Origin of the sequence: Chryseobacterium sp. WLY505 (assembly GCF_030846215.1) — a bacterium.
In the GTDB taxonomy this organism is placed as follows: domain Bacteria; phylum Bacteroidota; class Bacteroidia; order Flavobacteriales; family Weeksellaceae; genus Chryseobacterium.
This window is the reverse complement of the sequence record NZ_JAVCWI010000004.1, coordinates 319,299-332,077: the sequence shown is the minus strand read 5'-3', so window position 1 is coordinate 332,077 and position 12,779 is coordinate 319,299. Positions and strand designations below refer to the sequence as shown.

Annotated in this window: 13 protein-coding genes; 4 read left to right on the top strand and 9 right to left on the bottom strand. The window is 35.2% G+C overall.

Annotation, left to right across the window (positions count from 1 at the left end; genetic code table 11):
* Nucleotides 1-51: 51 nt before the first annotated feature.
* The 7 genes from RAH34_RS11800 to pdhA all read right to left on the bottom strand — a co-directional run bounded on the left by RAH34_RS11800 (nt 52) and on the right by pdhA (nt 6,927).
* Complete coding sequence (locus tag RAH34_RS11800; protein ID WP_306596271.1) at nt 52-984, bottom strand: phytanoyl-CoA dioxygenase family protein; 933 nt, start codon at nt 982-984, stop codon at nt 52-54.
* A 73-nt stretch (nt 985-1,057) separates the two neighbouring features.
* On the bottom strand, nt 1,058-1,972 hold the full coding sequence (locus RAH34_RS11795; protein ID WP_306596270.1) for a hypothetical protein: 915 nt from the start codon (nt 1,970-1,972) through the stop codon (nt 1,058-1,060).
* Nucleotides 1,969-2,646, bottom strand: coding sequence for a DNA repair protein RadC (gene radC / locus RAH34_RS11790; RefSeq protein ID WP_114821872.1), 678 nt, complete (start codon nt 2,644-2,646; stop codon nt 1,969-1,971). Before radC ends, RAH34_RS11795 begins: the two co-directional genes overlap by 4 nt.
* A 29-nt stretch (nt 2,647-2,675) precedes the next feature.
* Nucleotides 2,676-3,254, bottom strand: a complete 579-nt coding sequence (locus tag RAH34_RS11785; RefSeq protein ID WP_114821873.1) for a murein L,D-transpeptidase catalytic domain-containing protein — start codon at nt 3,252-3,254, stop codon at nt 2,676-2,678.
* Between the two features lie 13 nt (nt 3,255-3,267).
* A complete protein-coding gene (locus RAH34_RS11780; protein ID WP_034696709.1) occupies nt 3,268-3,936 on the bottom strand; it encodes an ABC transporter ATP-binding protein in 669 nt (222 codons plus the stop codon).
* Nucleotides 3,937-4,245: 309 nt separating this feature from the next.
* Nucleotides 4,246-5,841 carry a 2-oxo acid dehydrogenase subunit E2 gene (locus tag RAH34_RS11775; RefSeq protein WP_114821874.1) on the bottom strand — a complete coding sequence of 532 codons (1,596 nt, stop codon included), beginning with the start codon at nt 5,839-5,841 and terminating at the stop codon, nt 4,246-4,248.
* A gap of 84 nt (nt 5,842-5,925) precedes the next feature.
* On the bottom strand, nt 5,926-6,927 hold the full coding sequence (gene pdhA, locus RAH34_RS11770) for a pyruvate dehydrogenase (acetyl-transferring) E1 component subunit alpha (RefSeq protein ID WP_114821875.1): 1,002 nt from the start codon (nt 6,925-6,927) through the stop codon (nt 5,926-5,928).
* A gap of 854 nt (nt 6,928-7,781) precedes the next feature.
* On the opposite strand from pdhA, the gene RAH34_RS11765 reads away from it, so the two are divergent.
* Genes RAH34_RS11765 through RAH34_RS11755 form a run of 3 tightly spaced genes read left to right on the top strand, consistent with a single transcriptional unit; the run spans nt 7,782 to nt 10,693 of the window.
* Nucleotides 7,782-8,384 carry a phosphatase PAP2 family protein gene (locus RAH34_RS11765; protein WP_034696715.1) on the top strand — a complete coding sequence of 201 codons (603 nt, stop codon included), beginning with the start codon at nt 7,782-7,784 and terminating at the stop codon, nt 8,382-8,384.
* An 8-nt stretch (nt 8,385-8,392) separates the two neighbouring features.
* Entirely contained in the window at nt 8,393-8,884 is a 492-nt protein-coding gene (locus RAH34_RS11760) for a BlaI/MecI/CopY family transcriptional regulator (RefSeq protein WP_306596269.1), read from the top strand.
* A 24-nt stretch (nt 8,885-8,908) separates the two neighbouring features.
* Nucleotides 8,909-10,693 (top strand): DUF4153 domain-containing protein, encoded by a 1,785-nt coding sequence (locus tag RAH34_RS11755; protein ID WP_306596268.1) that lies wholly within the window; start codon nt 8,909-8,911, stop codon nt 10,691-10,693.
* A 56-nt stretch (nt 10,694-10,749) separates the two neighbouring features.
* On the opposite strand, the gene RAH34_RS11750 is transcribed toward RAH34_RS11755, so the two are convergent.
* Nucleotides 10,750-11,508, bottom strand: coding sequence for a hypothetical protein (locus RAH34_RS11750; protein WP_114821878.1), 759 nt, complete (start codon nt 11,506-11,508; stop codon nt 10,750-10,752).
* Nucleotides 11,509-11,645: 137 nt separating this feature from the next.
* On the bottom strand, nt 11,646-11,996 hold the full coding sequence (locus tag RAH34_RS11745; protein WP_034696719.1) for an RNA-binding protein: 351 nt from the start codon (nt 11,994-11,996) through the stop codon (nt 11,646-11,648).
* Nucleotides 11,997-12,363: 367 nt separating this feature from the next.
* Here RAH34_RS11745 and RAH34_RS11740 point away from each other — a divergent pair, with 367 nt between their 5' ends.
* On the top strand, nt 12,364-12,777 hold the full coding sequence (locus tag RAH34_RS11740; protein WP_306596267.1) for a DUF6157 family protein: 414 nt from the start codon (nt 12,364-12,366) through the stop codon (nt 12,775-12,777).
* Nucleotides 12,778-12,779 lie beyond the last annotated feature (2 nt).

Sequence of the window (12,779 nt, the reverse complement as noted above, 5' to 3'; positions counted from 1 at the left end):
TTTTTAAATCTGTATTTCTATAAAAAGCTTTACGAAGGGGAATCTTTTGTCTTAAAGTTCAAACAGTGCCGGCCTCTGGGTTACTTCATGGTAGCATACACTGTTTTCATCGAAGAAATGGTAAACAAGACTTTTTCTCGTTCTGTTTTTATCCGTGTGAGGTTCTCCGCCGTGCAGAATATTGGCATGCCAGATTAATAGATCACCTTTTTTGGCTTTAAAGATTTCTTTCTTCAAGCCTAATTCTTTTACTTTATCCTCCAGGAAAGTTTCATAAGCTCTGTAGCTTTTCTTACCAATTTTCAAAGCTGTCCCTTCATTATCATAATCAGAATTCAGGAAATAAGGCAGTTTATGGCTTTTAGGAATATAATGAAGTGCTCCGTTATTCTCATCTACATCTTCCAGGGCAATCCATACACCTAATAAACCGCCTAATGGATAGGTGGTCATGTGAATACTGTCAGAATGGGTTTTCTGCTGGCTGCCATTGATAAAATTGATGCTTTGGAAAAGTTTGGATTTTCCATCCAGCAGAACAGATAAAAAGTCTAACAGTTCCGGATCACTCCCAATATTTTTAATGATTTCTGAATGATGGATTGCAAACATCAGCTTTCCTCCGTATATGAACTTCAAAGTCCCATCTTTCATCAGTTTATCAATTTCAGTATTGATTTGATCCGCTGTTTCCGGAGTTATGAAATTTCTCAGAATCATATAGCCATTCTCATCATACTGAAGAGCACTTTCTTTATTTTCGTCAGAAAGCTTCTTAAAAAAAGGACTTTCCCTAAGTTTTGTATCATCCAGTATTCTTTCGCTAGCCGGAAGGTGTGCAAAATCTTTACTTGAAATACTTGAAAAATAGTTCTTATTGATTCCGTATTTTTTATATAAAGGAATATTATGCTTTAATTTATTCTTTTTAAACAAGTTATAAAGCATGTATGATAATTTGTACTGACGAATCTGTTGTAACATAACTGTTTTACTAAGGATTTTATAAAGTTACGGAATATTACTTAATTAGAACCGGTCTAAACAATGCTTTTCATCATAAAAAAGACTTTCCTCTTAATACAAGATATCCTAACTTTTTGAAAAGGTTCTTTTTTGAATTTTCAATAATTCCATAGGGTCTCAGCTCTGGACGAAATCCCCTGAAAAATTCTTCAATATTAGGTAATTCTCCTCCTTCAAAATCAAAAATATGAGTTTCTATATTTTCTTTAATAAGATGATCAATCAATACGGATGCTCCTGATAATCTGACATAATCTTTATCATTAAAATTTCCTAAAAGCGCTATCATATTACCATCAGAATACGTAGCAATCACATTAACAATATTTTGCTGATAATAAAAAGCTGTGAATTTCAGATATCCGGACTTATAAAAACTTTCAAAAATTCTCATGAATTCAAACAGATCATGGTCTTTATTCAATCCTATTGTATTGGATTCAATGAAAGCTTTCGCTTTCTCATAAGGGATTACTTTGATTTCTGATTCTTTTAAAACAGCTTCATCTAACCGAAGTTTTCTTTTTCTTTTAGGTGAATATTTCGAATAGACTTTCTCATAAACCTCAGGATATAATAAAAAGTTCTTTTTGATTCTGATCTTTGTACGAAGCTGATTGACATCATTGAAAGGATATGCCCTGATCATATAATTTTTTTCCAGATATTCTAAAAATGCCTCATTAAGATCAACATCATCTTTGCCGGAAAAAACACCAAGCTGCTGACAAAGCTTAGGATTATGTACAATTTTCATCCCGTATTTTCTTACGAAAGGAACAGGCATTACTGCTTCGTAATCTTTGTAAACAAGAATTTCCCAGGGCATTGTAGAAGTTGTGTCTAAAAAATGTTTTGCAGCAGAATATTTTCTTTGTTCGGAATTTTCTAAACATTGAGCATATTTTACAAAATCAATTTCATGGTATTTCAATCTTCTAATCATAATAATCCTGCGTCTGAAAAACTAAAATACGAATCCTGCGTGACAATAATATGGTCCAAAACCTGAATACTTAATGTATTTCCCGCTTCTTTTATTTTCTGTGTGATATTGATATCTTCCCGACTTGGTTTTAAACTTCCGGAAGGGTGATTGTGGGCTATAATAATGCCAGTTGAAAAATGATCCAATGCTGCCTTATAGAGCGTTCTCACATCTACAATAGACTGACTGATCCCTCCCTGCGTGAGTTGAGAAACATGAATCACTTTATTGCTATTATTAAGGAAAATTGCCCAGAATTCTTCTGTTCTGAGATCAGAGAGCTGGTTTCTGAGAATCGCATAAGCGTCGTGACTGTTTCCAATAATTGTTTTTTCAGGAATTTCCTGTACCGCTCTCCTTTTTCCGATTTCTAAAGCTGAAATAATGGAAATGGCCTTTGATTCTCCAATACCTTTGAATTTCATCAGATCTTTGGCGGAAAGCAAGCTCAAGTCATGCCAGTTGTTATTCACAGAGGCTAAAATTTTTCTTGCTAATTCCAACGCATCTTCTTCTCTATTTCCACTTCCCATAATAATTGCCAGAAGTTCGGAATCAGAAAGTGAGCTTTTGCCTTTCTGCAAAAACTTTTCTCTGGGTCTGTCATCTTCGGCAAGGAGTTTTATGGCCATGGAAAAAAATTATAGATGAATATGATCAATTAATAGAAAGCATATAAAATGACAGGTTTTGTAGACTTATCAATATATTTTGCTGTTTCTTTTAGTGCATTGACGGAAAGCATAGGGCATCCTAAGCTCAGACATGCAGGAGATTTTGATTCTGCATCAGGAATACATCCATAAGAATGAAGAACTATTGCTCTTTGCATGGCATTGCTATTGGTTGCATCCAGTCCTGCAAGGCGGTACGCTTTACCAAACTTCCCTATATAACTTTCTCCAATAATATATTTTCCAAGTGATGACTGATAAGATCCTTCAATATTACTGAATTTCAAAGCATCCGATTTTGGAATCACAGAACCTGAACCATGAGAAACTACAGCCTGCTGAAGAATTGTATTATTTTTCAGGTTATAAATAAAATAACGATACTTCCCGGAATGAATTTTAAAGTTGATGAAAACAGCCAGTTCCTGATTGTACTCTTTTCCTTTAATATAATTTTTAATCTCCGAAATTCTTGTCTGAGGAATAGCCAATGAGCTCAACTGCTGGGATTCAGCTTTTGAACATGAGATTACAATTAAAAAAAGAAAAATAAAGTGTTTCATCATCCGGTTTTCTATACTACTCTATGATCATTCCGTCTTTCATAACGAGCTTTCGGTCTGTAATTTCGGCCAGATTCGGGTTATGCGTTACAATCACAAAAGTTTGGTTGTATTTATCTCTAAGATCAAAAAACAAGCGGTGAAGATCATCCGCATTCTTAGAATCCAAATTCCCTGTAGGCTCATCTGCAAAAATGATTTTCGGAGAATTGATTAAAGCTCTTGCTACAGCTACCCTTTGTGCTTCTCCACCTGAAAGCTGGTTGGGTTTATGATTCAGTCTCTGTTCGATCTTCAGATCCTCAAATAAAGCATAAGCCTTTTCAAGAGCTTCTCTTTCGTTGGCTCCTGCTATTTTTGTCGGAAGCAAGACATTTTCCAGCGCTGTAAACTCCGGAAGAAGCTGATGAAACTGAAATACAAAACCTATATTCTGATTTCTGAATTTTGACAGCTGCTTATCATTCATATTAATAAATGATTCTCCTGCAATTTCAATTTCAGTATCATATTTATTAGATTGACTAGGGTGATCCAAGGTTCCCAGAATCTGCAGCAATGTAGATTTACCAGCTCCTGATTCTCCTACAATAGAAACCACTTCTCCCGTTTTGATTTGAATATCAACTCCTTTCAGTACTTCTAAATTCCCATAAGATTTATGGATATTTCTTGCTTTAATCATGACTCAAAAGTAGTGAATTGCCTGCAAATAAAAAACCGCTTTTTGAAGCGGTTTATATTTTATTTTAGATTTATCTGAATTAGATTTCTCTGATCTATTCATATAGGTCTTTTCCATTAATTTTTTTAATTATTACTGTCTTATTTTTTTGTAAAAATTTTTGTAATATACACTTTTTTCTAAACCTATAAGGTTTTTGAAACCTTATAGGTTTTGTTAGCTATCTCCATTTCCATTTCAATTTCCATTTACTGAAGAAACAAAAAAACCTCCCGATTTGGGAGGTTTCCATATTTTCAATTCAGAAAATTACAGTAACAAAGTTAATGGACTTTCTAAATAAGTTCTTAATGTCTGTAGGAACTGAGCCCCTGTAGCACCGTCTACCACTCTGTGGTCACAAGCCAATGAAAGTTTCATCGTGTTTCCAACTACAATCTGACCATCTTTAACGATTGGTTTCTCGATAATGGCTCCTACTGAAAGGATTGCAGAGTTTGGCTGGTTAATGATACTTGTAAATGTTTCGATTCCGAACATTCCTAAGTTTGAAATAGAGAATGTAGATCCTTCCATTTCATTAGCTTTAAGACCTTTACTCTTAGCTCTTGAAGCCATATCTTTTACAGATGCAGAAATCTGAGTATACGTCATCTGATCTGTATTTTTCAATACCGGAACTACCAGTCCGTCTGGAATAGCTACTGCCACACCAATATTGATATTTCCTCTGTGGATGATCTTATCACCTGCCCAGCTTGAATTTACCTGAGGGTGTTTTCTTAAAGCAATTGCAGTCGCTTTAATAATCATATCATTGAAAGAGATCTTAGTATCAGGTAAAGAATTGATTTCTTTTCTAGCCTCAATCGCTTTATCCATATTGATCTCCACCATCAGATAATAGTGAGGTGCAGAGAATTTACTTTCAGAAAGACGTTTTGCAATAATATTTCTTACCTGAGAGTTTGGAGTCTCTGTATCTTCACCCTGTACGAAGCTTACTGCAACAGGAGCAGCGCTTGCTGCAGGAGCTGAAGCAGCTGGTTTTGCAGATGGCTGATAATTTTCAATATCTTTTTTAACGATTCTTCCGTTTTCACCAGAACCCTGAACACTGTTGATATCCACCCCTTTATCCTGAGCCATTTTCTTAGCCAACGGAGAGATTGCTACTCTGTCAGAAGATGAAGAGCTCGCAACCGGAGCAGCTTTTTCTTCTGTTTTAGCTTCTGCTTTTTGTTCAGCTGGTTTTTCAGTTGACTGACCGGCAGCTTTTGGAGCTCCTACAGCGGAAACATCTGTTCCTGCAGGGCCAATGATTGCCAATACGGAATCAACCGGAGCAGCACCTCCTTCTTCTACACCTTGCTTCAATAATACACCATTGAATTCAGATTCGAAATCCTGTACCGCTTTATCTGTTTCGATCTCAGCAAGGAGATCTCCTTCTTTTACTGTATCGCCTACGTTTTTGTGCCATTTAGCAACCTTACCTTCTGTCATTGTATCAGAAAGTCTTGGCATTGTAATAATTTCTACTCCTGCCGGAACTTCTGCAGCAGCTGGCGCAGCAGTTTCTGCTTTAGGCTGATCTTCTGATTTTTTTTCTTCAGTTGCCGCAGCGGGAGCAGCCGCTCCACCTGTTAATCCTGAAATATCTTCTCCTTCATTCCCGATAATAGCTAAAACAGAGTCTACAGCAGCAGCACTTCCTTCTTCTACACCTACGTATAAAAGGGTACCTTCTATTTCAGATTCGAAATCCTGAACTGCTTTATCAGTTTCAATTTCAGCTAAAATATCTCCTTCTTTTACTTTATCACCTACTTTTTTATGCCATTTTGCCACCTTACCTTCCGTCATTGTGTCGGACAGGCGGGGCATCGTAATTACTTCTGCCATAATCTATATTGATTTGAGATTCGAGATTTGAGATTTGAGATTTCAGAAATTTCAAACTTCAAATTTCAAATAAATTTTTATTTTTTAGTTTTCTAATTTGTCTAGGAATGGATAATCTTCCTGAGCATATACATACTCATAGATTTTTTCTGCATCCGGATACGGAGAGTTTTCCATAAATTCGATACACTCTTCAACAAAGTCTCTGGATTTGTTATCCATAGCTTCCAATTCTGCTTCTGTAGCCCATCCGTTTTCTAAAATTCTGTGTTTTATCAATTCGATTGGGTCATCATTTTTATGAAGCGCTACTTCTTCTTTAGATCTGTATGGCTCAGCATCAGACATAGAGTGTCCTCTGTAGCGGTAAGTTCTTGCTTCAATGAACGTAGGTCCGTCTCCTCTTCTTGCTCTTTCAATAGCTTCGTAAGCAGCTTCTGCTACTTTTTCAGGATCCATGGCATCTACAGCAAGGCAAGGCATTTCGTATCCTAATCCTAATTTATAGATATCTTCGTGGTTGGCAGTTCTTTTTACAGAAGTTCCCATTGCATATTGGTTGTTTTCTACAACAAATACTACAGGAAGTTTCCAGTTCATTGCCATGTTGAAGGTCTCATGTAAAGAACCTTGTCTTGCAGCTCCGTCACCAAAGAAACAGATGTTTACTGCTTTTCTGTCGAAATATTTATCTGCAAAAGCAATACCTGCACCTAATGGAATTTGTCCTCCAACGATACCATGTCCTCCGTAAAAACGGTGTTCTTTACTGAAAATGTGCATAGATCCACCCATACCTCCGGATGTTCCGGTAGCTTTACCACAAAGTTCCGCCATGATTCTTTTAGGATCTACTCCCATCGCCATTGGATGGATGTGACATCTGTAAGCAGTAATCATACTGTCCTTTGTAAGATCCATTGCATGTGTAAACCCGGCAGGGATAGCTTCCTGACCGTTATACAAATGTAAAAATCCTCTGATCTTTTGTTTTAGGTAAAGAGAACGGCATTTGTCTTCAAACCTTCTCCACATTGTCATATCTTCATACCACTTCAGGTATACCTCTTTAGAAAATTCTTTCATGTGTTAGCTCTTGCTTTTTTATGATGAAATAGTTGAGCAAAATTATGAAAAAAACTTTGTTTTTATTCTATACATAGATAACTTTTCGATTTTTCTGCAAAATCTATTTGCGGGCTGTATGGATTATTCTTAATTTCCGACCCCTTGGAAGAAGGATACAACTACGTTTTATCCGTTACATTCTTTCTATCAGATTTCAGAAATCGTCCTATCCATAGGGATTTTCCGAAACGACACATGATTCGGAGATATCAGGATTCTTTACATTTTGTTCCCTATTTTATTCCTCTTTAATTATTGTTAATATATATTTTGGTTATTTCAACAGCTTCTTTTCCGGTGAAAAATCTGTAAGTTTCGGGATTCTGGCTTCAGTTTCATTAACGAAATTACCGTATTGCTTTGCGGTTCTGGCTTTAATTTCCTTCCAACTCTTTATCTGTCACTAGCAGGTAAACAAATTCTGTTTTTTCTCTGAATTCCGATTCCCAGCTCGACACCATGGTAAATCCCTATTTCATGATTCTCAATGCATGATCTAGGAAGCGGTCAAGAAAAACCCGTTTATTTTCCTTTCGAATTTCATAGATCCTTAATTGATGGACAGGTTGTGGTGTAACACTATTTTCCCGGGAAACCTTTTGACCAAAGGCTAAATAACTTAACAATATAAATAATAAGAATAGATGCTTCATGATACTGATGATTAAAACTGATCAATTAAAATTAAACATTTCATTTTATCAAAAACAACTGGTAATCAAACAACTTATCCATTGATTCAACGATTCCATCTCATGGTTTTCATTTGATTTTTAAGGTTATAATAGTATATTTGGTTTTTAAACTTGATTATGGAAGAAAAACAATCTTCATTATTACACAAAATTTCAAAAGTCATCTCTGATTTTTTTAATCCTTTGGTCTCTCTGATCATTTTCTTTATCTACATGAGCATCAGAGAATATTCCCTTAAAGATTCTATGTTGTATTTTCTTCCTGTATTATTGATGATCATTATTCCGGTGGTGATATGGCTGGTGTGGAATGTAAAGACCGGAAGATATACCAATATGGATGTTTCCAACCGTGTCCAAAGGAAAACCTTATATATATTTATTGCAGTATGTGTAATCGCTTATCTTCTTTTTAATTATATCAGAAACGGATATATTGATCTTGTCATGCTATTTATTCTGGTGCTTCTTTTCGCTCTTCAGATCAGCAATCTTTTTATCAAAAGCTCGATGCATACGGCGTTCAATGTATTTGTAGCTGCGCTCTTTTTCTCACTGGACTGGAAAATGGGTCTTGCATGGCTGGGAATCGCTATTTTGGTCGGAATCACCCGTATTATTTTAAAAAGACATACCGTAAAAGAAGTATTTATGGGGGCTGGAATAGCTTTTCTGGTATCTTTTATCTATCTTTATTGCAATATTCAATTTCAACATTAGAATACTCTATGAAAATAAATCATCTTACTGCCGCAGAAGAAAACTTTATGAAGCTGTTTTGGAAAATGGAATCTTTCTATCTGAAGGACGTTATGGAGCAGCATCCGGAACCGAAACCACACCAGAATACGGTTTCCACTTATTTGAAAATATTAGTTGAAAAAGGCTATCTATCCACTGTAAAAGAAGGAAGAATCTTCAAATACAGCGTGCTTGTTCCTTTAGAAGAGTATAAAAAATTCCTATTAAAAGAGCTTTCACATAATTTTTTTAATAATTCAGGGAAGGAAATCCTGGAGCTTTTATTAAGTGAAAAATTAATTTCCAAGGAAGATATGAAGGGCTATTTTGATCTAAAAATCGAAATAAAGCCAGCCAAAGTGGAAGAACCTAAGTTCGAAGTTGCTGAAGAAATCCTGAATCCTAAAAAAGAAAAGAAAACCAAGGGAAAAGAGAAAGAAAAAGACAAGGACAAAAAGAAAAAAAAGAAAAAAGATTAATCTAAACCTTAAAAACACCAAATCATGAAAACAAAATTCCAGGAGACTCTAAGCCGGGCCAATGAAGTCATTTTCCGATATCCAATGATTTTGGTCATGGCTTTATTAGCTTCTATTGGGACCATATGTATTGTGGAAACAGAGCGCAGTGAAATTACTTCTTATATAAAGTTCACCATTTGTACATGTCTCGGAATTTCTCTGATGTTTGCATTAAAAATGTTGTCACAGAGGATCGGGAAAGAGATATTACTACAGGCATCCGGTATTATTTTTCTTATAGGTTTTTATTTTATTCTGCCTGATAAGAAGAATGGGTTTACAGAAGTTTATGGATATATCATTGCTGTTACTGCTCTTCTTTCCCACTTACTGGTATCATTTGTTCCATTTCTGGAGAAAGACAGAGAGCTCAGATTCTGGCAGTATAACAAAAATCTTTTTATCAATATCTTTCTCACTGCCGTATTTACAGGAGTTCTGACAGGCGGTGTGGAATTAGCCATCTTAGCGGTTGATAAACTTTTCGACTTTAATTTTCATGACAGAATTTACAGAGATACATTCTTTGTTCTCGCTATTTTTGGAAGCAGTTTTATTTTCCTTTTATTTAATGATAAAGGCTTAAATAATCTTGAAAAAGATGGTACCTATCCTGTTGTTTTGAAATTTTTCACTCAGTTTATTTTAATTCCGTTACTCCTTATCTATGTAACAATTCTTTATTTTTATTCTGTTAAAATAGTAATCAACTGGCAGCTTCCAAGAGGCTGGGTTTCTTACCTTGTTTTAGCCTATAGCATTGTTGGCATCCTTGCATTACTTCTGGTTCATCCGTTGAAAGAAGAAAACGCAAAATCCTGGGTCAGAATATTTTCAAAAGCATTCTATTATACCATTGTTCCTTTGATCATTCTGCTTTTCACTGCTATTTTTACTAGAATTTTAGAATATGGTTATACAGAACCAAGGTATTTCGTTCTCCTGCTTGCCCTATGGCTGTTAGGCACTGTTGTCTACTTTATTTTCAACAAAAAAACTACGATAAAGTTCATTCCTGTCAGCTTATTTTTATTTGGTGCTTTTGCATTGGTTTTCCCATACCTTAATGCATTCAGTGTGGCTAAAAGAAGTCAGAAAGCAGAATTGATGAATATTTTAAACCAGCATCAGCTAATGAGTGCCAGCAAGATTAATTTTCAGAAAAAAGTTACAGATACTGTTCGCAATGAAATTGCTGATAAATTTGAATTTCTGGCTGAGAGAAAGCAAAGTGAATTTCTATCAACGCTGCTGAACGAAAAAGATCAGGCTGAATTAGCCGACAATATTAAAAATGGAACATTTTATAGCATCAATTACGATATTCAGAATAAGTTCTCAGATGTGAATGTCACCGTAAAAAACAGAGCATATGAAATGAAAAGACTCGTTCTTATTCGTAAAGAACAGGCTGTAGAAATCGGAAATTATCAATATTTAATTTCTTTCCATCGGTATAGCAGGGATCCCCAACAACTGAATAATGACCAGTTTGAGCTGACAGATGACCTGACAGAAAAATCCTCATTAAAACTCAGTTTAAATGATCAGGAAGAAATAGATTTCGGACCACAGATCATTAAACTATTTGAGGAAAATAAAAACAAGAAAGGAAATGTAGTAATTCCTGAAATTGCAATGGAATCTGATTTAGGTAAATATCACGTTAAACTTATTTTCAGTGAAATTACAAGAGAAAAGTACTCTGAAGATGACAATGCCAGTATTTATTACGAAAACGTTTACATCCTTATAAAATTAAAATAAGCATAAAAAAGAGACTATCTTGTGGATAGTCTCTTTTTTTTTTCGTGTTGTATGATTTATCTGTTGGTTCCGGAGCTCCAAAGCGGAGAATTTCTTCCGTAGATCACAAGATTTCCATCATTTTGTACTGTAAGTTTTACAGCACCTCTGTTTTCTGTATTTGAACTCCACACGGCTCTATTATAAGAATCATATACTACAAGGTTTCCGTCACCCTGAAATTCAGCTTTGCTTCCTCTATTATCTGTTCCTGTAGCCCAAATAGCATTTCCGTTTCTATTAGCTAAAACAAGATTACCATCATCCTGGAAAACCAGATAGTAACGTCCGTCTGAAGAATACAATTTTGCATCTTTGCGGAATCTGTAGCCTGTTGAAACATAATCATTGCTTCCGTAACGGTTACGGTTTCCCCAGCCATTATTATTTCTGATACCGCCTTTAGATGCCCATAAAGGACTGGAACCATTATAGATAACAAGATTACCGTCATCCTGAACGGATAACTTGTCAGCACCTTTACCATCAGTATTGGAACTGAAAGCAACGCCATTTCCACGGGTATACACTACAAGATTACCATCTTCCTGAAAAATTGCTCTTACTCCTCTGTTGGTGGTCTTTGATTCCCATGCAGGTGCACCGGATCTGTTATAAAAAACCAGATTTCCATCATTCTGAAAGATCAGGTAATATTCATTATTATCTGCCCAGTATTTTCTGTCCTGTCTTATGGTCTGTCCTGCATAAATGCTTTGTGCGTTGACCAGCAACCCACCAAACACCATCATTAATGCTAATAAATGTTTTTTCATTATAATTATTTTTTGATTGATTGATAATTTCTAAAATTATGCCAAAACATCATCATTTTCCAACCCAAGTTATAATCAAATGATTCACTGGAAATTAAATTCCATAAAAAAAGCGGCTAAAAAGCCGCTTCATATTTTTACCAACGATTTCCGCCTCCGCCACGGTTGTTACCATAGCCTCCGCCTCTATTGTTGTTGTTACCATAACCTCCACCTCTGTTGTTATCGAAGCTTCTTCTTGGCTTCTCTTCTCTTGGCTTAGCTTCAGATACGTTTAGAGTTTTTCCGTTAAATTCTTTTTGGTTAAGAGCTTCAATAGCTTGCTTTCCTTCTTCATCACCCATTTCTACGAAACCGAAACCTCTGGAACGACCAGTTTCTCTGTCTGTAACGATTTTAGCTGATGATACATCCCCAAATTCTGCGAATAGATCGTGCAACTCATACTCTTTAGTTGCGTAATTGATGTTTGAAACAAAAATGTTCATTTTAAATAAATTAAAAAATTAATAAAAATTTGGTATATAAAAGAAAAACAACATAAATTAATGAACAAATATTGATTCCAAATATAAACGTATGCAAGATACAATTAAAAATTTCAAATCAAAGCTTTTTTTAAATATTTCTCACATTATGTTGAATCTACAAATAAAAAAATTGCATAAAACTATTTTAATAAATTGAATACCAAGCAATTACACAACAATACATTTTATTATAAAATTAGTTAAATATTTAAAGCAAATGCCAACGCTGAGTCCTCAAAATCAAGTCAATATGACAGACTATAGTCTATTGATCAACTTCCTTACTTCCCTGTTATTCTTAAAATTTTAAATACTGAAACCAAATATGAAATCTTACACCACAAATTATACCAATACATTCATTGAAGCAGCCGAAGACTGTCCTGTTTTCCGTGCACAGATTCCTCCCGAAAAGAAGGACAAAACACTCGCCAATCTCCAGTATGAGAAACTTATAAAAAGTCCTTACCAATATTCCTCTGATGATCTCATTTTTGAATGCTATGCCATTAAAAATGAAATTCAGGAAAATGAACAGGAGTTTGAAAGAGAAAAGTTCTTTTCCAAAGGCCAGCCCTGCCTCCGATGTTCTCCCTTAGCGAAAAAATATGGATTTGGATTCCATCATAATATAGAAGGAAAGGTCGCGCTCATTGCCATAGAAAGTGAAGAGTATCAAACATTGCTGAATGACCCTTCCATAGCAAAAACGAAAGCCATGCGTTCCAAAAGAAAATGATT

Excerpts from the sequence above, each read along its gene's own strand:
- radC (WP_114821872.1), bottom strand. The coding sequence starts at position 2,646 with ATGGCCATAAAACTCCTTGCCGAAGATGACAGACCCAGAGAAAAGTTT.
- RAH34_RS11800 (WP_306596271.1), bottom strand. The coding sequence starts at position 984 with ATGTTACAACAGATTCGTCAGTACAAATTATCATACATGCTTTATAAC.
- RAH34_RS11785 (WP_114821873.1), bottom strand. The coding sequence starts at position 3,254 with ATGATGAAACACTTTATTTTTCTTTTTTTAATTGTAATCTCATGTTCA.
- RAH34_RS11755 (WP_306596268.1), top strand. The coding sequence starts at position 8,909 with ATGAAAACAAAATTCCAGGAGACTCTAAGCCGGGCCAATGAAGTCATT.
- RAH34_RS11745 (WP_034696719.1), bottom strand. The coding sequence starts at position 11,996 with ATGAACATTTTTGTTTCAAACATCAATTACGCAACTAAAGAGTATGAG.
- RAH34_RS11760 (WP_306596269.1), top strand. The coding sequence starts at position 8,393 with ATGAAAATAAATCATCTTACTGCCGCAGAAGAAAACTTTATGAAGCTG.
- pdhA (WP_114821875.1), bottom strand. The coding sequence starts at position 6,927 with ATGAAAGAATTTTCTAAAGAGGTATACCTGAAGTGGTATGAAGATATG.
- RAH34_RS11750 (WP_114821878.1), bottom strand. The coding sequence starts at position 11,508 with ATGAAAAAACATTTATTAGCATTAATGATGGTGTTTGGTGGGTTGCTG.
- RAH34_RS11795 (WP_306596270.1), bottom strand. The coding sequence starts at position 1,972 with ATGATTAGAAGATTGAAATACCATGAAATTGATTTTGTAAAATATGCT.
- RAH34_RS11780 (WP_034696709.1), bottom strand. The coding sequence starts at position 3,936 with ATGATTAAAGCAAGAAATATCCATAAATCTTATGGGAATTTAGAAGTA.
- RAH34_RS11740 (WP_306596267.1), top strand. The coding sequence starts at position 12,364 with ATGAAATCTTACACCACAAATTATACCAATACATTCATTGAAGCAGCC.
- RAH34_RS11765 (WP_034696715.1), top strand. The coding sequence starts at position 7,782 with ATGGAAGAAAAACAATCTTCATTATTACACAAAATTTCAAAAGTCATC.
- RAH34_RS11775 (WP_114821874.1), bottom strand. The coding sequence starts at position 5,841 with ATGGCAGAAGTAATTACGATGCCCCGCCTGTCCGACACAATGACGGAA.